The sequence below is a fragment of the Streptomyces sp. NPDC050674 genome (genome assembly GCF_040654575.1).
Lineage (GTDB): Bacteria > Actinomycetota > Actinomycetes > Streptomycetales > Streptomycetaceae > Streptomyces.
Window position 1 is genome coordinate 322,973 of record NZ_JBFAIG010000006.1, and the last position, 23,226, is coordinate 346,198.

Here is a 23,226-nt window from a genome sequence, read left to right on the forward strand (position 1 = left end):
GCGGGACGCGGGGGGGGGGGGGAAGCACGTGGACGAAGACGAGATCAGGCGCGCGGTGGTACAGGGCATGCGTGACTACGAGAGGTCTCGACCGAAGCCCAAGGGAATCATCGCTGAGACGGAGAGTGCGGTAGGCGGCTGCGTGGCGATGTTCCTGATCGCCCTCGTAATTCTGGGTGTCGTTGCCGCCTGCAATAGGTGACGTCCGGGTCAGGCCTACGCCGGCATGTCCGACGGCAGTGACGGCAATGCTGACGGCAACTGCAGCGCTCGGCAACCCGACATGGCAGAAGCACGGGAAGGCCAGACCGTTCCACCACGGCCTGCCCGCATCTTCTAAGCGCCTGGTCAACAGAAGCGCCCTCCCGGGCCGTCCATGGGCCGTGGAAGGGCGCTCAATGGTGACGAACGTCGACAGCTACCGACAGCTCAGCAGCAGGTCAGGACGTTGATCGATTCGGCGGCCGCAGGTCACGGCCGCCGATGATCAGTTGTGGCTGAACCGAGGCTGCAGCCGGCTCACCTCACAGCAACCGCCTCAAGCCTTGGGGAGTCATGGCAACTCGCTATGAGAAGTCCGCACCATTTTTCACGCCGGACTGCGCATCCTGAACATCTTCTTCCGATCCCGCCAGGTGATCTAAGTCAAGAATCTTAGTTGTCGCGGTAGGTAATCACGATGCGTGCCGCTGCGGACTTGTCGGCTGCGACAGCTTGACTGAAGAGGCTCATGAACTCTGTTCCTGCCTCAGGATGACCCAGCTGTCCAACTAGCTGGCCGTAGTAGCGAGCCAGAGCGGCCATCAGGGGCCCGTCACCGCTTTGGACCTCTGCGGCGCCGTTGCGTAGACCCGTAAGAAGGAAGGGCAATGATGAAGCGGAGACCCACGGCTGGGTCACGGCTTGGATGGAGAACGTTTGCAGGTTGGCAGCCCTGTGGGAGGGCAGCGTTGCTCGCCAAAGGCCCACATACGCAGCTGTCAGCCAGGCAGCAGCATGGTTCGGTTCAGAAACGATGACCTTCGCGGCCGCGTTGAGGACCAGCCGCACCACGGCCTGCGCATCAGTCCAAGCCGTCGGCCGTGCGATCGCTGCAGCTACGGCTCGCGCCTGCCATCCGTCGGCTTGTGCGGCGAACCCATACAGCTCGCTGGAGAAGGGTATATCCATGTAATGGTGCCGGAGGAGTTCGGCCCTCAGAACCATTGCCTCCCGTGGTGCCACGGTCTCCTCGCGCTGGCACGCGTCGATTAGGGCAAGCGTTCCGAATGCGGCAACGCCCACTGACCGGGCAACTGTGCGCAGAGCTCGGTCGTCGCACCACAACACCAAGTTGTGCTCCTTGGCGTGGTCCAAGGCCGTAAGCCATGCTTGCGGGGCTCGGTCCGCAGGCATCCCCCGCAACGCGCGCAGCTCCGGCCGGGCCACCCGCGGTAGTCGTCGAACTAGGTCAGCGGCACGCTCGAGTGTCCTTCGCAGGGCACTCATCAGTTCCTCCGGAGCAACATGAAGAGTTGCCCGTGCCTCGTCCTCGTTCCAAACCACCATGGAATCGGACCGCAGGGCGAAGGACTCGAGGGCGTGGAATGCATCGCCAACGATCTGGTCAGTTGTCACGATGCTCTGGCAGGAGCCAAGGAGCCGTTCGGCGGCACCCGGCTCCAACAGGGCGAGAGACACCGCTGCGCTCGAATCCATGACCACCCGCCCGGTCAGCGCAGCCTGAACGGCGTCGGGTCGGATGCGAAGAGGCCGGGAGGTTCCTCGGTGAGCCGTACACACACCTCGGCGTAAGATCGGCCGTTCATAAGGGCCAGCATCCCTACAGGGAACTGGCCCTGCGCGATGCGCTCTCGGAGCTCGCGGCGGTCCTCATCTTCGTACTCGCGGCGCAGACTCCGGCCAAGTTCATCGAGTAACACGCCCGGATCGCTGGCATCGAGAGCGCGAAAATACACACTCTCGGGAAAGCGTTCCAAGTAATTGGAGCTCGCTTCACGCAGAAGTTCAGCCGCCTCCGCGGGCATGGGTTGCGTCGTAGTTGTTCGCCATAGGAGAGCTGCCAGGAAGCGCCCCAACAACTCTTCATCCTGTGGCCAGTTCTGCATCAGTTCCAGCGCACGGCCCACAAATTGCGGATCAGCAGAAAAACGGGCGCCGAGCTGGACCCACAGGATCGCTTCGTCGCGGCGTCGTGGCGCGGCCGCTTCGCCAAGTTCGGTGAGTGTCTGCCACGCTTCGTCGGGCTGTGCCCGTGTGACATAGCACTTCACTAGGGCCCAGCGTGCGTCGAGGTTGTGCGAGTCTAGGCGTAGAAGTGTGATGGCCGCGTCTGTGGCCTGCTCCCAGTTTCCTGCGGCGGATTCCGTCTCAACGAGCAACTCGTACATGGCGCCCTGCGCAGCCCAACCCGGGCCGGCAATCCGCAGGGCACTATCAGCGCATTCTTTGGCCTTCTCGTAGTTCCTGGCGCGTTGGAAGCCACGAGCAGCCAATGTCATCAGCTGCGGGTCACGCAAGTGTGTCGCGGACTCCTGCAGGGTGGCCGCGGCCTTCTCGAGATCGCCGAGTTGCTGGTAGCGCTGCGCCAGTTTCACGGCGATGGTCGGGTTCTGGTTCGCGTTGGCACGCAGAAGCGACAGGTCGCCGCCTGCTGTGCCGCTGACGGCGTGGGCAAGCTTCTCTAGATCAGCTACCGCTTCGGGATAGTCGTCCTTCAGGTGAGAGAGGTCGGGCAGGGCCTGCCCGGACTCCACCAGCCCCATTGCCGCCATCAGCTGGTCGGGCCCCGATTGCGCTGCGTCCCAGGCGCGTTGCCAAGCCTCCGCTACCCGCTCATCCTCGCTGCTGTCAGCCCGGCGTTCCTCGAGCACAGCTAGCACCTGTGCGCGTATAAACGGGCTAGTCACCACGGCCAACAGTTCATGCGCACGCTGCTCTCGGCCCGTCAGCGCCGCAATCAGGGCACTTTCCCCCAATACCCGAGGATCATCCGCTTCTTGCGCGTTAGCGTCCCCTTCTGGAGCCGGCTGGCAGATCGCCCACGCGGTTGCCAGATCCTGGCTGGACACTGCGGCCCGCATTGCAAGGACGACTGCCTCCGCGCTGTCACCGAACCATTCTCGACGTGCGTTACGCACTCGGAGTGCAACAGCCAGAGCTTCCTGCGCGTCAGCGAGCCTATTGCGAGTGGCACGGCGCCTGGCTCGCTGGAGCAGAGTTTGTGCGAGTTCCAGCCCAAGCTGAGGAAAACGTGCGAAATCTGCTTCACGCAGAGCTGGCAGAGCTTGGTCAGTTCGATCCTGCGCCAGGAGGATCCGCGCCCGTAGGAGACGTTGCAGAGCCTGTCCGCTGCCAGCAGGAGCAGTCCATCGGTTCAGGTGGTCCAGGGCTGCGTCCCAGTCCTTATCGAGGGCGGACCGCACGGAGTGGACCAACGGCGAGTCGAGGCCTACATGGGCCGCTAGGTATGAACGGGCGCTGCCCTCGGTCAATGCTTCTGCTTTTAGGGCAGCCTGGACGATCAGGAGGTCGCGAGGATAGCCCCCCTCGCGTACGGACCGGTCATAGAACGAGAATGAGGCACTCTCGGCATCGTAAGCTGAGGCCAATTGGCCAAGCCACGGAAGCGCGCGGACAGGGGCGCTGGTGAGCCAGGGTGGCTCATGCTTGGCCCATTGCTCGAGTATGTCGTTCCGCGCAGACCTACTAGAGGGAAGATTGTTGACGGCCGCTTCCACGTCAGGCCAGTGATCACACAACTGGCGAGCTTCCTCTTGGAGCAACGGTGGCAACGTGGCTAGCGCCTGTTCGAAAGCGGCATGAGCCGCCTTTAGCGAGGCGCTGCCGTCGGTCACGTACTGCTTGTCGATGTATGTGACGTTGTTGTAGTCACCCACCGCAGAACCGATGATTGCTCCGCCAGCCGCCACCGCGCCGGGGCCAGCAAGAACCGTCGGTGCGACCTCGACGGGTGCTTCTTCACTTCCCGGAGAGGAGGTTCTGCCCTTGCGACGAATCCAGGAGAACGGCGTCACCGTTCACTGCCTTCCCCGAGAGCGCTGTCTTTGATGTCACCACCAGCGGCGATCCCGTCGCGACCCGCTCGCACGTCATCCGCATTCCGCCTCGCCGCAGTACGACTGGGCGACGACTGGGGGCCGTTCACCTTCGAGTTCTTCCCGATCGCGGAGCCAGTGATGTCACCGCCCGCCACGACCGATCGGCGGCCGCCCCGCACGCGCCGCCCACCCGCGGTCCCGCCTCCTGGACTTCGGAACAACGCAATCAGCGAGACCAGCAAGCCGAGCATCGCGACAACCGCACCTGCCACCCCTACGGTCCGCTCTGTCGTATCAGGGTCCGCGAAAACGGCGACCAGGACCAGCCCAACGGTCGCCACGCTAGTCAGCGCAACCGTCACCGCTATCCAAATGCGCCCAGTCCCCGCCATAGCCACCTACTCACTGATCCTTCGTCAACGCCCGTTCTGTACCGAAGAACGGTGAGTGCCTTCATCAGCCCTCTAATGAGAAGATAGCGGCAAGACACCTGATCGGCAGCACAAGGGCTTGAAGCCGACGGACTGGTCGAGGTGAAAGGCGGAGCCCGGAGTCGTCGGGGTCCAGCCCTCACACAGGGCAAGTCGAACAGCCGCAGCCACATCAGACGGCAGTACAGGCTCTGCCTCACGACCGATCCAGTTGCTCGGATGCGGCTGGTCGGTGCTGACCACAAGGGTCGTACCCGGAGTGTCCACCTGCTCGGCCGTGAATGTGCACGGCGACCATGCCAGGCCTTGGGCATACGTCGGCCTCCCTCGCAGGCGCCAGCGGTAAGCCGTGCCATCGACGACGATCCGTCGTGATCCCTTGCGGACCAGCGCCACGGGCACCCCCTTCAAGAGCGACGATGCTAGAGAACTCGGCCCCGTGTCCGTCTCAGTTTCCGTCTCATTCAGCGCCGTTCACGGCCGTTCAGACCGGATCGAAGGCGGTAGCCGCCCAGACGACCGGCCGCGCATGAACGCAGGTGAACGCCCCCGCATCCAGCCCAGCACCCCACCACCACAGTTGGAAAGCGTGTTGGTCCCCACGGGAGCTCGTACCTACGACACCGCCAGTCGATGGAGCTAGGTTGAGGGTGTGGCCGAGGAAGCGATCACCACTAGGCTCACGCACGATCAAGTGTTCGTGCTGTCGGACTGGCTCCACCAAGTCATGTTTCAGTCCGGGGACCTTGAGGGGATCGTGCAGGACCGAGCCGTCTGGTCACCGATCTACGCGATCTCCGAAACGCTGGACAAGATGCTGAGCGACTGCAGGATCCCGTCAAAGGACAGCGCAGCCATCCATTTCATTCTCGCCGTCCTTGGCCGGGCACCGATGTCCAGCACCGGTTACAGGGGCGGGCTGGACACTGGGCCCGGTGTCTCACCTACGGGGCGGCAACGAAGCCAGCTGCCGCCGCGCCTCTTCCTTTCCCCGGACGGTTGGCGCAGTTCGCTGACGCGTCAGAGTTGGTCGTAGCCAGTGTTCGCACGGCCGCCGTCCTCGGCTCGTGCCTCTGAGGTCCCGTCGACTTCCATGCCTCCGCGCACGCCCCCCTGAGCGGTCAGACCGGTGTTGGCGTGCGAGCCCGCACCGACCGCAGTGGCCGGCCCAGTATTCACGACCCGCACCGACCCATCACGGCCCGACATCAGGGCCAGGACCCCAGTCCCCAGGGCTACGACGCCCACCAGCGCCGAGACGATCCCGGCGACCTGGTTGGCCCGGTCCCAGCTCAGAAAGCAGAAGACCCCGGCCAGTACCGCCACCGCCAGCCCTGTTAGCCCGGCCACCGCTCGCTGCCGTCCGCTCATCGGCCCATCCCTTCCTGATCGTCCTACCCGAGCAAGTGTCCTGCCGCTGTCCCCGCTCGGGCCGTTCGTCCATGGTCTGTCTCCGAACGTTTGGTGGTCATCAGTCGAGCCAGCAGTTCCAGGGTCTCTGGTGCGATGTCGGGCAGGCACTCGACCGCCTGCTGCAAGGGGCCGATGTCGAGTGCCTCGGCCAGGAGCACACGCCCGTTGAGAATATCCGGGCACTTTTTCGCCACGGACGTCAGCGCCTTGACCCGCTGCCCGGAGTCCTTGATGGTGCGGGCCGCATTGACGGCCTGTCGCCCTACGCCTTCGGCCTGCCCCCGACACCCCGTGCTGGTCAAGGCACGGGCGGCGCCCGCAAGTGCCGCCGCGCGTCGGCCGGGGTCCTTGAGTGTCCGGGCGAACTTGGCAGCCGCTTGGGCGAAACCGACGGCCTGCTCGTGGTGCCCGTCGTGGGCCAGCACTTCGGCGGCGGTCGCCAACGTTCTGGCGTGCCAGTTCGCGTCCCCGGCCTCGTGAGCGAGGTTGACAGCTGTCCGGGAGAGTTCAACGGCCTCTTGTCGGTGCCCTGTTCGGACCATTGTCCTGATTATGAGGGTGAGGGCCCTGACCCGGCTGGTCTGTCGGCTGATACTCAAGGCGAGGTCAGCCGCTTGTCGGTGACGTCCCGCGTGGGCCAGGGCCGTGGCGACGGCTGCTAGTGCCTTCGCCTTCCGGTCGGGGTCGTCGATTCTTCGTGTGAGTTCGATCGCTTCTCCGGGGTGCCCCGCGTGGGCGATAACCACGGCCACGGCCCCGTACGCCCCCTCCAACAAGTCGGGCTCGGTGACCATTCGTGCGATGTCGATCGCTTGTCGATGGCGTCCGGTACGTGCGATGGCCCTCGCGGCGAGCGTGAGGGCCATCGCACGTCGACCGGACCCTTTTGCATCGTGGGCGAGATTGGCTGCTATGTGGGCGAGTTCGGCTGCCTGCTCGGGACGTCCCGTGAGTGTCAAAGCCTCGGCGACCACTGCCAGCAGCGCGGCCTTCGACCCGAGGGCAGTGCCGCCACGGACGAGCTCTGCCGCCTCGTCCGCGAGTTCGGCTGCCTGCTGACGAGCACCCGCGCGGGCAATGAGCACGGCCACAGCCGCCAGGGTGTCCGCGCGCCGGTCGGTGTCGATCACGGCGCGGGCGAGTTCGGCGGCCAAGGCGTGGTGCCCCTTGCGGGCCACGGCCCGAGCAGCGACCGTGAGCGCCCCGTCCCGTTCGTCTTGGTTAACGATGCCGCGAGCGAGGCGAGCGGCTTCGTCGGCGAGTTCGGTGGCCTGCCGGTGGAATCCACTCAGGGCCAACTCCTTGGCTATGGCGCCCAGAGCCTTGGCCTGTCGGTCCGGGTCGGAGATGCTGCGGGCACGTTCGGCTGCTCGCTCTTGGTCCTTCGCGAAATTGGCGTGCTCGACGGGCTCGGCCGGGATCCGGGCTTGCCGGCCGAACGCGTAAGGAGAAGAGGGGTGTGCGCTGGCCGGCTCATCGTCCGCGGCTTCGGAGACAGCGGCGGACAGCGAGCACAGCACTCCGTTCCGCCGCTGGGGGTCGCCGATGCTTCGGGCGAGCTCCACGGCTTCCTCTTGACGCCCCGACCGGGCCAGTGCCCTGGCCGCGGAGGCGAGAACTCCGGCCTGCCGGTCGGGGTCGGTGATGCCTCGGCCGAGTTCGGCGGCCTGTTGAGGGTCTCCGCTCCTGGCCATTGCGCCGACGACAATGGCGAGGGCGTCGTCGCGCCGGTCGGGCCTGGCGATGCTGCGGGCGAGTTCGGCGGCTTGTTGGGGGTGCCCGGCGCCGCAGAGGGCATCGGCGACGTCCCGTAGTTCCCAGGCGTCCTGGACGGGGCTCAGGAGCTGACGGGCCACCGACGCTACGAGCGACGCGGTGTTGTGATCGGCTCTCCCCGCAAAGAGGAGCCGCCTGACGAGGTCGGGTATCCGCCTCGAACCGTGCGCCACCTGGGCCAGGGTGAGGGCACGTCGTACGTGCCCTACGATCGCCCAAGTCTCGATGACATCGTCAGGAATACTGGCGACATGCCCGCGGATCTCGTCGCGGTGCTGAGCCAGCCGCACACACGCCCGCAGATTGGGATTGGTTGCGGCCCGGTGGAGACCGATGGCGTCGGCGATCTCGGCCAGCGCCTCTGTGTCGGAGCCGGTGGTCTCCCACAGTCTCTCGTGCCGCACCGCATCGGTCGCCAGTACGGTGAGACGAGTGGTGTCCGCCAGATTGCGTAACAACTGCGGGTAGCCGACAAGGGCATATTCCGGCGTGTCGGATGGCCAGCCAGCCTGGCGCCAGGCGTCGGTGAAGGCGTGCACCCGCGCACGATAACCTTCAAGCGCCGCCGTGGAGATCCGCTTCAGAGCGCCCTGTTGCAGCTCTTCGTGGGCGAAGGAGAACAGTTGTTCCGGTTGTTGGCCTGTGGCCTGCCATTGGGCGGGCCGGGGTTGGAAAGACCGGCCCAATGATCCGCCGAGGACCTCTTCGACCTCCCAGGCACTCACCTCGCCCATGAGGTCGGCCAGGTCTTGGGCGCTCAGGCCACCGTTGGCGGCGGCGATCAGGTACGCGACCTCCCTCCCGGACCCACCACCCGTCAGCAGGGCGTGAAGGTCGCGCTCCGCGGCCTTCCGTAGCGCCTGAGCCGCGGGTGACGGTGCCAGCAGGTGGTCAACGTGCGCACTGTGCAGCGGGTGGTTCTCCAGTACATCGCGCGAGCCAGTCCGCGACCTCCTGGTTCGCGGCCTGCGGGGGATGGGCGGATTTGGGCGGCCGGCCACGACGATTCGCAGGCCCGGAGGCGGCACGCGCGGCAGTAGCGCGGCAATGCTGTAACCGCTGCTGGCCGACTCGACGCCGGTGTCCTCGTCGAGTCCGTCGACGAGCAGGACCAGCCTTCGGCCTTCGGCCGTGGCCCTGTCTGCGGCACGTTCGAGGGCGTCGAGGAACTGGCCCTGGGAGGCGCAGTCCACGTCGCCGTCGCACAGGAACTCCCGCAACTGCCCCTGCAGGGCGGCCAGGAAAGCGGTCCGGTCCGAGCGTCCGGCAGCACGTGCGGTGATGAAGAAGGCCAGCACGTCCACGCCCTGCGGAGGGTGCAGTGCAAACTGCGCCATAAGCGCGGTTTTTCCTGACCACGCTGGCGCCAGCCACCGCCAGTAGGCCGTGCCCGCATCGCCTCCCTGGGCCTCCTGGACACCGTCGGGTGCGGTGGAGAACGCGGCTATGGCCGCCAATTCGGCGGCTCGACCCTCGAACCGGACGGCCGCGAGCTGGGCGACCTCATGCAGATAGCCCGAGGACAAGACGGGGCGGCCCTGCCCCAGGACCAGATCCCCGGCGATCTTCAGGACGCCGCTGTTCGCGAGTGCCCCGTCCACAGCATGCGCCTCACCCGTGTCCTCGGCCAGCTCCTGGCGCTTTCCCGGCCTCACTTCGCAACGCTCCTTCGCTCGCGACTTGTGAACGTCATTTTGCCCTCCCCCACGCTCTCCGCACCGGGCTGGCCGTGCACCACCAGTGCGGCCCCGGGTTGAGGACGGCACTGGCAGCCCCAGCAAGGCCAGCTTGTGTTACTTCCACCAATGCCTTGCGAGATCTTCATGCCCGAGTACCGTCCGCGGCTCGAATCAGCCAAGGCGCGTCTCCGCGCCAACCTGTCAGCGGAACCAGCGAATCGACGGCGCCAGGCCAGGACACGACCGACGCACCACAAGCGCACCACATAGAGCGGGGAACAGCAGGGAACCACGGTAAAAGGGGCCAATGGCGATGAGACCTGGCGGCAGGCGAACGCCCAGTTCAACAGCCTTACCCGCCCCAAATACTCGCAGCTTCCCAAGCTGAGAGCGCGAACTCGATTCTCGTCACCCGCTCCAGTGGGCTCATGCTGCCGGTGCGGGTCGTTGCCGCCGAGGTAGACCATCAACCGCCACTGCGCGCCACCATATCGGCGAGGGCGTCCATCTGTCCGACAGCGGCGATGCGCCGCCCACCTGCCTTCTCCTTGCTGGCGCCCTTGAGTCGGCACGGATTGCACGTGATCGTACGCCTTGGCCGTCTCGACTTGGCACCAGTGGAGCCGCAGGCGTCGGCCCGCCCCTCGGATTCGGGGGGCAGGTATGCGGTAGGGGTCCGGCCTCAGTGGCGCGAGCTCCCGTTCGTTCACCCAATTCAATGCGTAGCCCACCGCGCCTGCGTCAGGTCACCCCAGTCGCCACGACGAATTGCCGGCTGCGCTACGAAACCGGGAGCCGGACGGGATCAGCGCCTGGCTCCAGGCCGCTGATGTTGCACCGACCACTGAATTGAACGCAGGCACGCCATTTTCGCCATCGAGAGCCCGCCAGCCTCTCATTTAGAACCACGTGCCGAAGATGGAACCTTGGGAGACGCTGTTTCCCGATAGACGCTCATACAAGTTGATCGCCTGATCTTCCGTCAGCGCGCAAATGTAGTCACACACCGCCCTCGCGCGCCGCTCTTCGTGGCTGCGCGTAAAGCCACTCACCTTCTCATGTCTCTCCATTCCGTCATATATGTCGTCCAGCAGCGCCGGCACAGGGTGGTCAGGATCCCTTTTTCCGTTGCGATGCCGCCCAAACATCTCCATTAGATCATCGAACAGCCTGGCTACGATCTCCCTTTGACCGCGCTGCACCATAGCCAGACTAGGTCGCCTGATAACGTAGAAGAAGGTTAGCTCCTTGATGACCTCTACCTGATACTCGGCAATCTCGTCAATGCAGACCTCCCAACCATCTTCACCCTGTTCCACGGAGACGGAATTAAAGAAGAAACCGAGCAGCTCATGCTGAAATCTATCTAGAATCTTGCGGTCGTCACGCGTGTCACGCCAACCACGGTCCGGCATCAAGCGCTTCAGCTCACGGTATTGCCGCTTAAACACCTCTTCATCAAACCTCTTATACTTCTCACCCTTCCGGCGGGCGCGAGCAAATTCCAAGAATTCATCCGGGCACTCGTTCTGGAGTGAATGAAGGGGCATCAACCCACCGCGAAAGTAGTCATAGAGGTCATGAGTGACATAGGACACATCATCAGCCCAGTCCATGAGTACGGCAGCCAGGCTACGCCTACCTGAGCCTCCTTCACCTTCTCGCGCAAAACTGAAATCCTGCTCTTCACTTCTATAGACGCCCCACTTACTCCCTCTCTTTCGGAATGGCCAATCGCGATCAGCCGACTCCGAGACTTCCTCCCCCTCATATCTCGGATACTTGAGTACGGCGTTTAGGGTTGCCCGGGTGAGATTCAGTCCGTGATCGACGTGCGCATGAACGGCGAGCTTTGTTAGCACTCGGAAGGTTTGAGCATTCCCTTCGAAGCCTCCGTAGGGTGACATCTTCTTATTCAACACCGTCTCGGCCGTATGCCCGAAAGGCGGATGGCCAATGTCGTGCGCTAGGCCAGCGGACTCCACAATGTCAGGCCAGCCAGCCCTACCCCCTGGAACTTCCTTGGCGAAATCCCGGTAATCCTTACAAAGGCGCTGGGCCATACGACGACCCACCTGAGCAACTTTCAGGCTGTGCGTGAGTCGGTTATGCAGAAGGTGGTGCTCTCGGACAGCTGCAACTTGCGTCACCCCTGCCAATCTTCGAAATGCAGACGAGTACAGTATTCGATCGCGATCACGCTCGAATGCCGAGCGTGGATCAGCATCCAAAGGGCGACCGTACCGCCGAACTGCATAAACGTTGGAATCGTCCTCGGTAGGCATAGGAACCTCCCATTCATCACTTCTCACTCTCTCGCTCTGACTGAAACTGCGCTAACCGAGCCACACAGCATTAGCCCATTTGGGTGACACCCGCGGCGCGACGTGAGAGCATCCCGCCGATTGTCGAAGCATGGGCACAGGCGATGCGCAAGCGGAATGACGATCATTCTCGCCATCTCTCGGGCGTGGAAGGTCGGCGCAGGCTCGTGCAGAGAGGGGCAGCGACAGGCACCTCCTGTCACCGGTTCGTCATGGACCGTACCCACGTACGGTGCGGGTCCGGCACGAGGCGAGGAAGCCAAGTAGAGAAGCGCAAGATCCAAGAAGCGCCAGCTCCGGCTGCCATCCACAGGTGTCATCAAGGCACCGACCGTGGGCATCCCCGCTGGTCCGGCGCATACGCTCCAATCGGCTAGAAGTCCTGATCGAAGGCTGTAAGCGGTGCTCATCCAGCCGTGGACTGTGCGTGGACTCGTCCGTCCTGAACTGCCGCCTGTGTGAGCGTGACCTCACGCGTTGCCCGAGCGTCAAGGGGCCTCCGGAGCCGTGTATACGGCTTGGGCCCCGCTATCGAGGCTCAGTTGCGAAGAACTCCAGCGATCACCGATGCAGCGTGCTTTGATCAATGCCGCATGTCAGGAGTGCGCCTGATGAGGAGGGGACAAACATGAGCACACCCAAAGTGTTGACCGTGACGCTCGAGTTCGAGATGGGGGATCGCAAGATCCACGCGGCAAGGATCAAGGCAGCCTACGAAGCCGCGGTGAGCGCTGCAATCGAGGCGGCCAAAAGCGAGCTTCTCGACGGTAGCGTGACCACGGTTCGCAGCCGTATGACCTGGGATTACCGGTGGGCCGAGACGTCTGCCCAGTACACAGACGTCGATGTCGAGTGGTCTGAGGATGAGGACGAGCCCGAGGCGTGAACCTTGCTGGCAACACGCCTCCCCCCTCAGCAACGGCCATCAATAGAGGGCGCGCCGTGAGTGTCTACGTAACTGCGTGAGAACGCTGACGCACAGCGGCGGACAAACATGGACGCAAGGCCCGTAGAGTGCGGGCGTCATCACATGAGGGAGGGGTCATGTTTGGCTTGTCGGGGCAGAGGCTGCAACAGGGCTTCGCCGAACTGGGGGACCTCACGGGCCGCACAGCGGACGAGATCATCGCTTCGGTCGGTGCGCCAATCAGTCAGAGCATGACGGGGCTAGGACAAACCCTGCTCCAGTGGCAAAGCGGCAGCTACCACATCGGAGTTCTCTTCGAGCAGGGCCAGTTCGCCGGCATCATGAGCGAAGACTCTGGGCTGTTGCCCGGCGGACGGGCACTAGCTCGAAGTTTTGCGGGCCTTGGCAACCTGGTCGGCCGCAGCAAAGACGAGATCGTCGATGTGGTCGGCCCCTACTCCAGCTTCAGCGTTGCGGGCCCCCATCAGGTGCTATTGCAGTGGCAGAGCGACGTCTACCACATCGCGCTGCTATTCGAAGGCGACGTGTGTGTCGGGATCACGCACGAGTTCGCCGTATAGATCCTCTTCTTCGGGAATGCCCCTGGCGCCGTCCTCGGATGGTCCGGTCAGGCTGACATCCAACGCTGACATCAACGATGCCGGACGACGGCATACAGCAACGCCCCTGGGCGGCCATCGGGCCAGCCGGGGACGGCACCAGGGGCGGGCGTAGATCGAACTCCTAAAACGGTAGTCACCAAGCTCAGCCCCATTGCGGGCCTGCCAAGGTCACGCCAGATGAAACAGGGAGCCCCGGACCGACTCCGAGGCTCCCTGCCGCACTACACACGGCTGCCGCTCAGTCCCCTCAACGATGCCCAGGCGCGACCGGCCTGCGTCCGCGGCTGGTCGCTACGCGCAGCACGTCCCGCAGTGCGCTGGTCAACTGGGCGGCGAGAAGGTGCAACTCCTCCAGGTCCTCGGTGTCGTCGTCGAGTACCTGACGCGCCTGCTCAAGCAATTGGGACGCCATCCCAAGCTGGAACGCCTCGATGCGGTCCGCCAGGCGGGAGACGTAGCCCCCATGGTCACCGGTGCTCAGGTAGCACGGCTTGCCATCCGGCCCCGCCCAGGGGAGAAGCCTCAGTTCGTCCTGTGTCGTCATCCCTATGCTCGCCCCTCGGTAGCCTCGATGTTGGGCGCCGGCGTGCCGCTGGATGTCGAGTTCCTCGCTGCGTTGCCTCCGGGTCGAGACTCGTCAGATACCGAGTGGCACAGGCAGACGCAAGCCTCGTAGATCAAGGGGAGGTCGACCGGCGCCGAATCCGGAGTGGACTCCGCGCAGGCCTGGTGCGTACCGATCTGGCAAGCAACCGAGCGGTACGAGGTAGCTGAGGTGTCCTGGCCGAGAGTCTGCCGCCGCGAGGACGTCACTGAACCCCCAGGAGAGTCGACCAGGCGTCGGTCGACGGGTAGGGAGCAATGACGACCGTCGGGCGCCGTCGGGTGCGGTCTTCTCGCGCCAGCACGTACGGGCGGACGAGTGCACTGTCCTCGCCCCTGAGCAAGTGCCGATGGCTCGGCTCGTCGACGGCCTGCGCGAGTGCGACTGTCGGCTCATCAGCAGATGCCGGGGAAACGAGGGCGATCGGTGGCCGCGAGGGCCTTAAGGTGCGGCGGTGCCTACCCTTGGGGACATGCCGCGCTCTGGCGAGAGCAACGGCGCGACGGATACGGTTGAGCATGCTGGTCAGCTCCTATCGCTGATGGCTCGGTCCCCCGACATCGCCCGTCGCGGGGACCGCTTTGCTTACGACCGCCCAGAGGGTGCGGTCGTTCAGGCTGGTGGCGAGCAGCCCGAATCGATCGGCCTCGGCCACCGCTTCCAGGACCTCCCGCCATAAGTCGACGGAGAGAGACTCCGGCACTGCCGCTTCGACCGCCGTGTGCCGGTGGTGTTCCTCCACGCGCGCGGGAAGTCCGAGGTCGGTCAGCCGGGCAGCGATGACTGCCGCGCGAACTCCCGAAGCGGGCACAGGGCAGCCTCCGTCACCGGCGATCACTTTGAGTGAAGCTAGTTAACTAGATTAGAGCTAGTGGACTAGATTTTCCATATGCCTGAGCAGCCGCCCTACCTCCGCATCGCCGATGAACTCCGGCGGCGGATCGCGGAACACGTATGGGAGCCCGGGGACCGCCTGCCCTCCCGCGCCCAGATCGGCCAGGAGTGCGGCGTGGGCGAGAACGTGGTCCGCCGGGCTCAGGAGCTGCTGATCTCCCAGGGTGTGCTGGAGGGGCGCGCCGGTTCGGGCACGTACGTCGCCGAGCCCCGACAGCGGGTCCGGGTCGTCCGGTCATCAGCCCGGGAGCAGCCCAGCGGATCGCCCTTCCGGGCGGACATGAAGGCCCTCGGCAGGCAAGGGGATTGGGAGAGCCGAACCGAGGCCAAGGTGCCGGCTCCGGCAGACATCGCGGCGCGGCTCGGAATCGCTGAGGGCGACCTGTGCGTACGGACGGTGTACGAGTTCCTGGCCGACGGCAGGCCGGTGCAGCTGTCCACGAGTTGGGAGCCGTACGACCTCACCGCCGGTACTCTCGTCGTCCTTCCCGAGGGAGGGCCGCACGCCGGGGCAGGAGTCGTGAACCGCATGGCCGCGATCGGTGTCACCGTCAGCCACGCCGTCGAGCAGCCGGAGCCGAGGCAAGCGACCGCCGAGGAGGCGTCACTACTCGGTATCCAGAAGGCCGCGCTCGTGACGCACATCCGGCGGACGTACTACAGCGACGACGGGCGGCCCGTGGAGACGGCGGACATCGTGGTGCCCGCCGCGCATTGCGAAATCGTCTACGAGATCCCGATCAACCGCTAGCTCCGCTCACAGGGCGACTTCGGCTCGGCGTGCGAAGTAGGGTCCCCAGGCATGACCACTTCTCCTGATCACGTCGGCAGCAGAGAAGACCTGGCAGCCTTCGTTCGTTCCTTGCGTCGCAGTCACGCCGGGGACGGAGGCTCCTGGGAGAACGCGAACCTTCCGAGCTTCCTGGACGCTCTGGCCGCCTGGATGGATGACGCGGACGGTTGGTACCGCAACACCGGCCGGGAGTTGCCGCCTGGCGGCGATTGGGCGTTCTTCGCGCGAGCCCTGCAAGCAGCGACGACGTACGAGTAGCCCGAGCCGCGTCGAATGCGTGTCGAAGTCCAGACGATGACGCGCGCTGCACGGTAAGAGAAGCAGGTCAGCAGCGGTGCGGCACCAGACCCACCAAGCGCCTTCTAAGCGCTTGGCCGCAGGTTCGAGTCCTGCCGGGGGCGCCACCTCCTACCAGCAAAAACGCCCCAGAGGGGATCTCCCCTCCAGGGCGTTTCGTGCCTCGGACGGCAACGCTGACGGCAACGACCCAGTCGCTCGCCGGACAGCAGGTCTCCCAGCTTGTCCAGTGCGGCCCGCTTCTCCGTCATGTCGGCGTGCGCGTAAATGTTCATGGTCACGTTCAGGGTGCTGTGCCCGACGATGTCGCGGACGATGTGCGGCGTCCCAAGACCCAGCAGCAGGGTCACACAGGTGTGGCGGAGGTCATGGAAGCGGACGTCCAGGCCGAGCCGCTCGCGGATCGGGTAGAAGTGCCGGTTCAGGTTCCGGGGCTCAATCGGAGTCCCCCGCCTGGTGGTGAAGACCAGACCGGTTTTCCCGCCACTGCTCCCCCGCGGCTTCCCGTTCTTCCGCCTGGCGCTCGAAGTGCCGGCGGAGCGCGGCAATACACACGGCCGGGAGCGGTACGGGGCGCTCCGAGCGACGCGTCTTGGGCGCGACGAGCGTCAGCTCTCCGTTGACTCGCTGTAAGGCCGTACGGATCTTCAGCGATCCCCGTCCAGGTCAACGTCCGACCAGTGGAGCCCGAGCAGTTCGCCGCGCCGGAGCCCCAGGTACAGCGCGAGCATGTACGCCGCACTCAAGCGGTCGTCACGCACGTCGTCCAGGAGCTTCTTCCCCTCCGCGACGGACAGGCCGCGACCAACCCGGTATCGACGAGTCTGGACCTGCACGAGCTATGCGACGTTGCGCTGCACCAACTCCTCACATACCGCTTACTGGAGGGCGTTCCGCAACACCGCGTGCAGGTACTGGACCATGCGCGGCGACAGCCGACGCTCGCAGCACCGCTTGGGAGTGGCGGCACAGCAGCGACGGTCACCGGCCGGACGAGCGGCATCACGTCCCTGAGCGCAGCACTGGCAGGCCTGACGAGCCCAGCCGAGGAAAGAGGCGTACGTCTTGGTTGAGAGCCGGGCGAGCTTCTTCTTTCCAAGTCGGGGCGGCTGCGGGCATGAAGTGGGAGAGGACTCTCTGTGGCCAGGGCGGTCGGCTCCACGGCTTTAGGCAGCCACCATGGGGCGAGTCGCGAGTCTCGAAGATCATGGCCCCAACGTCGTGCTTTACCGGGAGGTTCACAGACGGCCCGACGCGCCGGAGGCTTAACGGGCCATGATCACTCGCCCCATGGCAGCTCCCGCCCAAAGCCGCTCCACCGATCTCGTGCTTTGTCCTGGGCTTCGGCTGCCGGGCTCGCAGCTACTCAGCACGCCCCTGGTTGCGGCTAGACCTGAAGTGCAGGACAAGCGAGGCGCCGGCACCAGCCACGACGGCGAAGACGGCGCCGCCGTAGTTGTCCTGAATGAGGACGCCAGCGGCAATCACGGTGCCAATGACAAGGGGTAAGCCAGTGGTCATGCTGTTCTTCTTCACGAGAGCCTCTTCTCAGGAGTGTCTGCGGTCGAAAGCACCACGGAGATGGACAGGTCGTCCACACCGGTGCACGCGGCATGATCTCAGGTTCGCCGATGCCGGACCAGGCTGATCACGTTCGACGATGCGCTGCCGGTGTGTTGATCTGCCAGACAGAGCGGAGCTCCTCGTAGGCGAAACAGGGGACCGCGGCCCCGGAAGGGAGTCCGTGACCATGCCCCCCACGTGGCCGGTCAGCTGGCTTGCGGCGGGGAACAACGGGGAGCGTCGGTTGGTGCTCTGCACCAGCCCCGCCATGTGTGACTCGGCGAGTAGCACGCCACCCGTCTAGAAGAAGTTGGGCAGGGCAAGTACGAGCGCGAAAGAGAGACAGACGCCGAGAATGAACCTCCGCGTTCTGAACGGACGCCGGCGGCCTTTGGCATCCACGAGCTGAGCGACCCAAGCCGCCAGGAGTACACAGACCGACCCTAGTGCGGCATGCCCAAGATGCCCGCCTTGCAGCGCCCTGGAGAGGTAGAAGATGCCCGCCATCTGACAAACAGTTGCAAGCGCTACAGATGCTAGGACGATGCCAGCTCTGCGATCGGCTTCCTCCTCCTCTGGCGTAACGATCCTGACTGGAACGTATCGAGGCATCGCTCTCCAACCACGCCGAAGCAAAACAGCGTTGACGACCACCGAGCCTATCGAGGTTCACGCTGAGGAGCTCAGCGCGCGCTCACTCGGCCTCGTTCGCCGCCTCTTCGATGATGATGGAAGTTTCGAAGGCAGCCACCGCGAGGTCTGCGACCAGGTCCGGCACGCCCGTGAGTCCGAGTCGGAGAAGGCGGCCATACGCGCCGTGCGCGCCGTGAAACAGGCGTCCTCGGCCTCCCCGTACGTGTCACAGGGATCCTCCAACGGCGCCATACCGACGGTGCTGGCGACGACGGATCCGCCCAGCGTCTCCAACACTGCGATGAGTGCAACAAGCACGGCCTGCTCAGCGCTGACGTACGTGAGTGCCCCAGTACTCGACCGGGGCCTTCCCCGCAGCCCACCCGCACGCGATCATGACCCTCCGCCCCACTTCCGCCCGCAAAACCCGCCCTCAACCCGCCAAACTCGACCGGCCCCCACCCCCGAAAGGTGCCCCCCGTGCCGCTGCGATGCGCTCTACTGGACGACTTCCAGCAGGTGGCGACCGAGGTCGCCGACTGGTCGGTGGTCACCGGCGACGTGGACGTCGTGTCGTTCGACCGGCACATCGACGGCGAGGACGAGCTCGTCGCCGCCCTGGCCGGCTTCGACATCGTCGTGACGCTGCGCGAGCGCGTGCCGTTCCCCGGGTCGCTGATCGCGCGGCTGCCCCGGCTGAAACTGATCGTCGCCTCCGGCATGCGCAACACCGTGATCGACTACGCCGCCGCCGAGGCGCACGGCGTCACGGTGTGCGGCACGGCCAGTTCGTCCACCCCGCCCGTCGAACTGACCTGGGCGCTGCTGCTGGGTCTCGCGCGCGGCATCGTCGAGGAGAGCGGCGCCCTGCGCTCCGGCGGCCCCTGGCAGAGCACCGTCGGTGCCGATCTGCACGGCCGGCGCCTCGGGCTGCTCGGGCTCGGGAAGATCGGCAGCCGGGTCGCCCGGGTCGGGCTGGCCTTCGGCATGCGAGTGAGCGCCTGGAGTCCGAACCTCACCCGGGAGCGCGCCGACGAGGTCGGGGTCGAACGCGCGGCCTCCAAGGAGGAACTGCTGGCGGGCAGCGACTTCGTGTCGGTCCACCTCGTCCTCGGTGAGCGCACCCGGGGTCTGCTCGGCCCCGCCGAACTCGCCCTGCTCAAGCCGACCGCCTACCTGGTCAACACCTCGCGCGCGGCGATCGTCGACCAGGAGGCGCTCCTCGACGCCCTGCACTCGGGCCGGATCGCCGGCGCCGGTGTGGACGTCTTCGATATCGAGCCGCTGCCCGCCGGCCACCCGATGCGCTCGGCCCCGCGTCTGCTCGCCACCCCGCACCTCGGTTACGTCTCCCGGGCGAACTACGCGACGTACTACGGGCACGCCGTGGAGGACATCCGCTCGTTCCTCGACGGCGCGCCCGTGCGACGACTCCCCTGACCGGGCGGTACGAGCCGCCCGTGCGGCGACTCCCCTGACCGGGCGGTACGAGCCTGTCCAAGACGGGTGATCCGGCCATGATCGCCGTGACCCCCCGTCCATGGACGCGTTGAACGGGAAGCACGGTGGCGCCACCTGCCGCCGTGGTTTCCGAGTCAGAAGGAGAACGTGATGTCTCGCATCGCGAAGGCGGCCGGTGTCGCGCTCGGCACGGGTGCCGTGGTGCTCAGCGGGGCCGGCCTGGCCATGGCCGACGCCGGTGCCCAGGCCGCGGCCGTGGGGTCCCCGGGCGTCCTCTCGGGCAACGTCGTCCAGGTTCCGATCCACATCCCGATCAACCTGTGCGGCAACACCGTGAACGTGATCGGCCTGCTGAACCCGGCGTTCGGCAACGAGTGCGAAAACAAGGACGACACCAAGGGTCACCACGGTGGCTACGGGTACGGCAACTGATCCGTTCGCCCCTGAGCACACCCGAAGGGCCCCGGCACACAGTGCGCCGGGGCCCTTCGCGGTGATCAGGCCCGGGCGGCTGTGCCGCGCCGAGGCCGCACACGGTCGGCTCACGCGTACCGGTAGAACCGCTCGTGGTCCTCCAGCTGATCCGGCGTCACGTCCCAGGGCGGCAGCTTCTCGTGCCGCGCCACGACCCGCCGGTACTGCGCGCTGGACGGCCCGGGCGGTTTGGCCGGTAGGTAGCGGTGCTCGCCGTGCCGCCGCTGCCAGCGGGACCACACCAGGTCGACGAAGGCGTGGTGCAGCCAGAAGACCGGGTCGTTGACGGAGGCTCCGCCGACCATCGCGCCGCCGACCCAGCGGTGCACCCGGTTGTGGTTCTGCCAGGAGGCACTGCCCCGCCCGCTCCCCCACCCCTCCAGCTTGTTGCGGAAGCCCTTGGCCGTCGTCGAGTCCCAGGGGGAGGCGTCGTAGAGCGGGTCGCTCAGGGCCCGTTCCAGTTCCGCCTTGGTGGGCAGCTGGATCGGGTCGCGGGGGCGGCCCAGGTCCCGGGTGAGGAACTCCTCGTCGGTCACGCCCTCCTTGATGGTCCAGTTGCCCTCCGCGTAGGCGAACGGCCCGGTCGTCACCTGGCGGTCGGAGCGCCGCCCGGTGCCGCCGAGGAGGTCGGCGGTCCAGGGCGTGGACGTGGTCGTGCGATCACGCGTCCAGTCCCAGTACGGCACCGACACCGACGTGTCGACCCGTTGCAGCGCCCTCTCCAGGTCCAGCAGGAAGCGCCGGTGCCAGGGCAGGAAGGAGGGCGCCATGTGGGCCGTGCGCAGGCCGTCGTCGCCGTCGGAGGTGTAGTACTCGATGTGCGTGCGGACGAACTCGTCGTACTCGCCGCGCCGTTTGACCTCCAGCAAGGCCTTCACGAAGCGGCGCTTCTCGGTGCGGGTGAGGGTGCTGACGTCCTTACGCGTGTACGCCATGGTCTCCCCCGTCCTGGTGCCCGGGGCCGTGGCCGGGCAGGTCGCGCAGGTGGCGCCCCGGGCCCAGTTCGTCGACGGCCGCGCGGGTCGCCGCCAGGGGGGTGGGGTAGGAGCGGTAGTGGTCGACCATGCTCAGCCAGCTGCCGTCCGCGCGGCGCATCAGGTGCAGCGGCCGCCCGTCGACGGTGACGTGCCAGTCCGCGTCGCCGGTCTCCCGCTCCCGCCCGGGGAGGGGGACACCGCGGATGCGGCGGCCCCGGTAGATCTCCTCGAACATGCCGTCGTCGGCCCGCAGGTCCGTGTTCTTGCCGTCGGGCGCCGTCGGCCATGAGGCCAGGACGACGGGGGTGAGTGCGGCGCCGGTCGCCGCGGCCATCAGACCGCGCAGCAGACCCCGCCGGGTGCCTCTCGCTTCCCCGTCCTCCGCCGCTCCCACCGGTACTCCGCCGACTCCTACGACCATGTCGTGCTCCTCGTTGCGCTCGGGCTGTCACAGCGGTAACAGCCCGAAGGCCCCCGCGGTCACCGCCGCGGGGGCCACACGAGAACACCCGGTGGGGTCCGAAGTCCTACAGACCGGGGCCGATGCCCAGGTCCGCCGTGGGGACGGTCTGCACCAGCGGGGCCAGCACCCCCACCTGCGGGAGCTTCGCCTGGGGCAGGCCGAAGCCGTCGGCGGTGGGCGAGGTGAGCGGGGCGTCGACGGAGACGCCCGGGGCCAGCGTCCGCAGGTCGGAGGCGGGGGCGTCGACGCCGACGTGGTCGAAGCCGGCGCCGAGGAGGTGCGGCAGGGGCGCCCGCAGGTCCGCGCCGGGCAGCCCGCCGTGGACGGGCAGTTGCGGGATGGCCCGGTCCGGGAGGAGCCGGCCCTCGACGTAGCGGGGGCCCTCCGGCGAGCCCGGCACGGGCACGGGGAGCTGCCCGGTGACCTCGGGCAGTTCCATGTTGAGCGCCTTCTCGGCGCCGCCCAGCGGCAGGGGGACGGGGACCGCGCCGACCGCGGCGGCGGGGGTCGCGGCGGCGGCGCCGGCCGCGGCCGCCACACACGTCATCACTGCGGCGAGGGTTCCTCGGGTGGTCGACTTCATCTGGGGTGCGGTCCCTTTCACGTGTCGGGGGCTCGGCGTGCGTACCGAGTAACGAGCCGGGGAACCGCACGAGCGCACAATTCCCCCGACTGCCGCAGTAATACGACGGACGGCCCCGCCCGCGTCCGGTGCCGTCAGCGCGTCCAGAAGTCCCACCAGCGCGTGAGGACCAGCATGCCGACGATGCCGAGGTGCAGCACCGGCGGCACCCAGGTGAACTCGTCGAGGAACCGGCGCACCGCCCCGGGCGCGGGCAGGAAACCCCGGCGCACGGTGTACGACGTCACGTACCAGAACAGGGGGATCGTGGCGGCCCACGCCAGACAGCACCACAGGCACAGCGCGTTGATCCGGTACAGCGACTCGAACTGGAGCCAGGTCACGAATCCCACGCCGAAGAGGCATCCGGCGTCGAAGGACAGCCAGTACCAGCGGGGGAAGCGGGCACCGGCCAGCAGGCTCAGGCCGACGCAGACGACGACGCCGTAGGCGACCAGTCCCAGCATCGGGTTGGGGAATCCGAAGACCTCGGCCTGGTCGCTCTTCAGGACGCCGCCGCAGGACACCACCGGGTTCAGGCTGCACCCGGGGGTGAAGTCCGGGTCCTCGAGCAGCTTGAACTTGTCGAGGGTGATGACCCAGGACGCCAGCAGCCCGGCCGCTCCCGCGACGACGAGCAGCAGGGCGAACGCCCGGCCGGCGCCCGCCGTACGCGCGGCGCCGGGCGCGGGCGGGGTCACTTCGGCAGCGGGAGACCGCCGAGGAGGCCGCCGTTGGAGTTCAGCCGGGTGGTCGCCTGCTTGACGGTGCTGAGCACGGAGTCCTTATTCTCGGTGTCGAGGGCGTTGGACTGGTGCTTGAGCGGCATCGGGTCGATGGGCTCCCTGGTGAGCGCGTTGACGGCGCCGTTGAGGCTGGTGGGGGTCACGTTGGCGGGGTCGTAGGCGGCGTGCGCGGGCGCGGCGGCGCCCGCGACGACGAGGGAACCGGCGACGACGGCGGCGGCCTTCAGGGACTTCATCGTGAATCCTTTCTTCGGCGACTGACGTCACCGGCGGTGAATTCGGACGCCGTGCCTAACGATGCCTGTCCGGAGCGGAAACCCCGTGGCCGGAACCTCATATGAGTCGACCTCATATATCTCGACATGCATCTCGACATGCATCTCGAATTCATATGGGCCGCTGAACGAGAAGTCGTGCCGGTCCGGGGACCGGCACTTGTCGGCGAGCCAGAACCGGCCCCGGCTGCGGGCGGCCGCACAGGTCAG

24 protein-coding genes and 1 tRNA gene are annotated in these 23,226 nt (G+C 66.4%); 8 read left to right on the top strand and 17 right to left on the bottom strand.

The features are described 5' to 3' along the window. Positions 1 to 654: 654 nt before the first annotated feature. From AB0I06_RS13460 to AB0I06_RS13470, 3 genes are all read right to left on the bottom strand, one after another. Positions 655 to 1,698, bottom strand: coding sequence for a hypothetical protein (locus tag AB0I06_RS13460; RefSeq protein WP_363118889.1), 1,044 nt, complete (start codon positions 1,696 to 1,698; stop codon positions 655 to 657). Positions 1,699 to 1,712: 14 nt separating this feature from the next. Further along, entirely contained in the window at positions 1,713 to 4,037 is a 2,325-nt protein-coding gene (locus AB0I06_RS13465) for a hypothetical protein (RefSeq protein WP_363118890.1), read from the bottom strand. A 488-nt stretch (positions 4,038 to 4,525) separates the two neighbouring features. Beyond that, on the bottom strand, positions 4,526 to 4,888 hold the full coding sequence (locus AB0I06_RS13470; RefSeq protein WP_363118891.1) for a hypothetical protein: 363 nt from the start codon (positions 4,886 to 4,888) through the stop codon (positions 4,526 to 4,528). A gap of 256 nt (positions 4,889 to 5,144) precedes the next feature. On the opposite strand from AB0I06_RS13470, the gene AB0I06_RS13475 reads away from it, so the two are divergent. Continuing rightward, the gene (locus tag AB0I06_RS13475) at positions 5,145 to 5,528 is read left to right on the top strand and encodes a hypothetical protein (RefSeq protein WP_363118892.1); all 384 of its coding nucleotides are present in this window, start codon (positions 5,145 to 5,147) and stop codon (positions 5,526 to 5,528) included. On the opposite strand, the gene AB0I06_RS13480 is transcribed toward AB0I06_RS13475, so the two are convergent. The 3 genes from AB0I06_RS13480 to dgt all read right to left on the bottom strand — a co-directional run bounded on the left by AB0I06_RS13480 (position 5,513) and on the right by dgt (position 11,645). Next, the gene (locus AB0I06_RS13480; protein ID WP_363118893.1) at positions 5,513 to 5,863 is read right to left on the bottom strand and encodes a hypothetical protein; all 351 of its coding nucleotides are present in this window, start codon (positions 5,861 to 5,863) and stop codon (positions 5,513 to 5,515) included. The genes AB0I06_RS13475 and AB0I06_RS13480 overlap by 16 nt on opposite strands. A 23-nt stretch (positions 5,864 to 5,886) precedes the next feature. After that, positions 5,887 to 9,336, bottom strand: a complete 3,450-nt coding sequence (locus tag AB0I06_RS13485) for a hypothetical protein (protein WP_363118894.1) — start codon at positions 9,334 to 9,336, stop codon at positions 5,887 to 5,889. Positions 9,337 to 10,259: 923 nt separating this feature from the next. After that, positions 10,260 to 11,645: a dGTP triphosphohydrolase gene (gene dgt, locus AB0I06_RS13490; protein ID WP_363118895.1), complete on the bottom strand. Its 1,386-nt coding sequence runs from the start codon at positions 11,643 to 11,645 to the stop codon at positions 10,260 to 10,262. A gap of 667 nt (positions 11,646 to 12,312) precedes the next feature. Between dgt and AB0I06_RS13495 the strand changes: the two genes are divergently transcribed. Both AB0I06_RS13495 and AB0I06_RS13500 read left to right on the top strand, forming a co-directional pair. Continuing rightward, on the top strand, positions 12,313 to 12,570 hold the full coding sequence (locus tag AB0I06_RS13495) for a hypothetical protein (protein WP_363118896.1): 258 nt from the start codon (positions 12,313 to 12,315) through the stop codon (positions 12,568 to 12,570). A 158-nt stretch (positions 12,571 to 12,728) separates the two neighbouring features. Next, positions 12,729 to 13,172: a hypothetical protein gene (locus tag AB0I06_RS13500; RefSeq protein WP_363118897.1), complete on the top strand. Its 444-nt coding sequence runs from the start codon at positions 12,729 to 12,731 to the stop codon at positions 13,170 to 13,172. 289 nt (positions 13,173 to 13,461) lie between these two features. Here AB0I06_RS13500 and AB0I06_RS13505 read toward each other — a convergent pair whose 3' ends face one another. Both AB0I06_RS13505 and AB0I06_RS13510 read right to left on the bottom strand, forming a co-directional pair. Continuing rightward, complete coding sequence (locus AB0I06_RS13505) at positions 13,462 to 13,758, bottom strand: hypothetical protein (protein WP_363118898.1); 297 nt, start codon at positions 13,756 to 13,758, stop codon at positions 13,462 to 13,464. 592 nt (positions 13,759 to 14,350) lie between these two features. Further along, on the bottom strand, positions 14,351 to 14,629 hold the full coding sequence (locus AB0I06_RS13510; RefSeq protein ID WP_363118928.1) for a hypothetical protein: 279 nt from the start codon (positions 14,627 to 14,629) through the stop codon (positions 14,351 to 14,353). Between the two features lie 78 nt (positions 14,630 to 14,707). Here AB0I06_RS13510 and AB0I06_RS13515 point away from each other — a divergent pair, with 78 nt between their 5' ends. The 3 genes from AB0I06_RS13515 (at position 14,708) to AB0I06_RS13525 (ending at position 15,909) form a co-directional block, all read left to right on the top strand. Further along, positions 14,708 to 15,463, top strand: coding sequence for a GntR family transcriptional regulator (locus tag AB0I06_RS13515; RefSeq protein ID WP_363118899.1), 756 nt, complete (start codon positions 14,708 to 14,710; stop codon positions 15,461 to 15,463). 51 nt (positions 15,464 to 15,514) lie between these two features. Beyond that, on the top strand, positions 15,515 to 15,763 hold the full coding sequence (locus tag AB0I06_RS13520; protein WP_363118900.1) for a hypothetical protein: 249 nt from the start codon (positions 15,515 to 15,517) through the stop codon (positions 15,761 to 15,763). Positions 15,764 to 15,827: 64 nt separating this feature from the next. Further along, a tRNA-Arg gene (locus tag AB0I06_RS13525) sits at positions 15,828 to 15,909 on the top strand. Here AB0I06_RS13525 and AB0I06_RS13530 read toward each other — a convergent pair. The 3 genes from AB0I06_RS13530 to AB0I06_RS13540 form a co-directional block, all read right to left on the bottom strand. Continuing rightward, positions 15,868 to 16,350 carry a tyrosine-type recombinase/integrase gene (locus AB0I06_RS13530; RefSeq protein WP_363118929.1) on the bottom strand — a complete coding sequence of 161 codons (483 nt, stop codon included), beginning with the start codon at positions 16,348 to 16,350 and terminating at the stop codon, positions 15,868 to 15,870. The genes AB0I06_RS13525 and AB0I06_RS13530 overlap by 42 nt on opposite strands. Before the next feature lie 99 nt (positions 16,351 to 16,449). Next, entirely contained in the window at positions 16,450 to 16,638 is a 189-nt protein-coding gene (locus tag AB0I06_RS13535) for a hypothetical protein (protein ID WP_363118901.1), read from the bottom strand. Between the two features lie 526 nt (positions 16,639 to 17,164). Continuing rightward, positions 17,165 to 17,338 (bottom strand): hypothetical protein, encoded by a 174-nt coding sequence (locus AB0I06_RS13540; protein ID WP_363118902.1) that lies wholly within the window; start codon positions 17,336 to 17,338, stop codon positions 17,165 to 17,167. 1,140 nt (positions 17,339 to 18,478) lie between these two features. On the opposite strand from AB0I06_RS13540, the gene AB0I06_RS13545 reads away from it, so the two are divergent. Then, complete coding sequence (locus AB0I06_RS13545) at positions 18,479 to 19,438, top strand: D-2-hydroxyacid dehydrogenase family protein (RefSeq protein WP_363118903.1); 960 nt, start codon at positions 18,479 to 18,481, stop codon at positions 19,436 to 19,438. A gap of 171 nt (positions 19,439 to 19,609) precedes the next feature. After that, on the top strand, positions 19,610 to 19,891 hold the full coding sequence (locus AB0I06_RS13550) for a chaplin (protein WP_363118904.1): 282 nt from the start codon (positions 19,610 to 19,612) through the stop codon (positions 19,889 to 19,891). A gap of 110 nt (positions 19,892 to 20,001) precedes the next feature. Here the strand turns inward: AB0I06_RS13550 and AB0I06_RS13555 are convergent, their stop codons facing one another. The 6 genes from AB0I06_RS13555 to AB0I06_RS13580 form a co-directional block, all read right to left on the bottom strand. Continuing rightward, positions 20,002 to 20,868 carry a tyrosinase family protein gene (locus AB0I06_RS13555; protein ID WP_363118905.1) on the bottom strand — a complete coding sequence of 289 codons (867 nt, stop codon included), beginning with the start codon at positions 20,866 to 20,868 and terminating at the stop codon, positions 20,002 to 20,004. After that, a complete protein-coding gene (locus tag AB0I06_RS13560) occupies positions 20,852 to 21,331 on the bottom strand; it encodes a tyrosinase cofactor (protein WP_363118906.1) in 480 nt (159 codons plus the stop codon). The genes AB0I06_RS13555 and AB0I06_RS13560 overlap by 17 nt, the downstream gene beginning before the upstream one ends. Positions 21,332 to 21,437: 106 nt before the next feature. Next, entirely contained in the window at positions 21,438 to 21,956 is a 519-nt protein-coding gene (locus AB0I06_RS13565) for a hypothetical protein (RefSeq protein WP_363118907.1), read from the bottom strand. Between the two features lie 134 nt (positions 21,957 to 22,090). Next, positions 22,091 to 22,696 carry a vitamin K epoxide reductase family protein gene (locus tag AB0I06_RS13570; protein WP_363118908.1) on the bottom strand — a complete coding sequence of 202 codons (606 nt, stop codon included), beginning with the start codon at positions 22,694 to 22,696 and terminating at the stop codon, positions 22,091 to 22,093. After that, positions 22,693 to 22,977: a hypothetical protein gene (locus tag AB0I06_RS13575; RefSeq protein WP_107455048.1), complete on the bottom strand. Its 285-nt coding sequence runs from the start codon at positions 22,975 to 22,977 to the stop codon at positions 22,693 to 22,695. Before AB0I06_RS13575 ends, AB0I06_RS13570 begins: the two co-directional genes overlap by 4 nt. 27 nt (positions 22,978 to 23,004) lie before the next feature. After that, positions 23,005 to 23,226, bottom strand: a 222-nt coding sequence (locus tag AB0I06_RS13580) for a hypothetical protein (RefSeq protein WP_363118909.1), incomplete at its 5' end; no start/stop codon positions are given.

Bases quoted from the DNA above. Each gene is read 5' to 3' on its own strand.
- AB0I06_RS13460 (WP_363118889.1), bottom strand. From the start codon at position 1,698: ATGGATTCGAGCGCAGCGGTGTCTCTCGCCCTGTTGGAGCCGGGTGCC.
- AB0I06_RS13575 (WP_107455048.1), bottom strand. From the start codon at position 22,977: ATGAAGTCCCTGAAGGCCGCCGCCGTCGTCGCCGGTTCCCTCGTCGTC.
- dgt (WP_363118895.1), bottom strand. From the start codon at position 11,645: ATGCCTACCGAGGACGATTCCAACGTTTATGCAGTTCGGCGGTACGGT.
- AB0I06_RS13550 (WP_363118904.1), top strand. From the start codon at position 19,610: ATGTCTCGCATCGCGAAGGCGGCCGGTGTCGCGCTCGGCACGGGTGCC.
- AB0I06_RS13500 (WP_363118897.1), top strand. From the start codon at position 12,729: ATGTTTGGCTTGTCGGGGCAGAGGCTGCAACAGGGCTTCGCCGAACTG.
- AB0I06_RS13520 (WP_363118900.1), top strand. From the start codon at position 15,515: ATGACCACTTCTCCTGATCACGTCGGCAGCAGAGAAGACCTGGCAGCC.
- AB0I06_RS13515 (WP_363118899.1), top strand. From the start codon at position 14,708: ATGCCTGAGCAGCCGCCCTACCTCCGCATCGCCGATGAACTCCGGCGG.
- AB0I06_RS13495 (WP_363118896.1), top strand. From the start codon at position 12,313: ATGAGCACACCCAAAGTGTTGACCGTGACGCTCGAGTTCGAGATGGGG.
- AB0I06_RS13505 (WP_363118898.1), bottom strand. From the start codon at position 13,758: ATGACGACACAGGACGAACTGAGGCTTCTCCCCTGGGCGGGGCCGGAT.
- AB0I06_RS13480 (WP_363118893.1), bottom strand. From the start codon at position 5,863: ATGAGCGGACGGCAGCGAGCGGTGGCCGGGCTAACAGGGCTGGCGGTG.
- AB0I06_RS13555 (WP_363118905.1), bottom strand. From the start codon at position 20,868: ATGGCGTACACGCGTAAGGACGTCAGCACCCTCACCCGCACCGAGAAG.
- AB0I06_RS13565 (WP_363118907.1), bottom strand. From the start codon at position 21,956: ATGAAGTCGACCACCCGAGGAACCCTCGCCGCAGTGATGACGTGTGTG.
- AB0I06_RS13560 (WP_363118906.1), bottom strand. From the start codon at position 21,331: ATGGTCGTAGGAGTCGGCGGAGTACCGGTGGGAGCGGCGGAGGACGGG.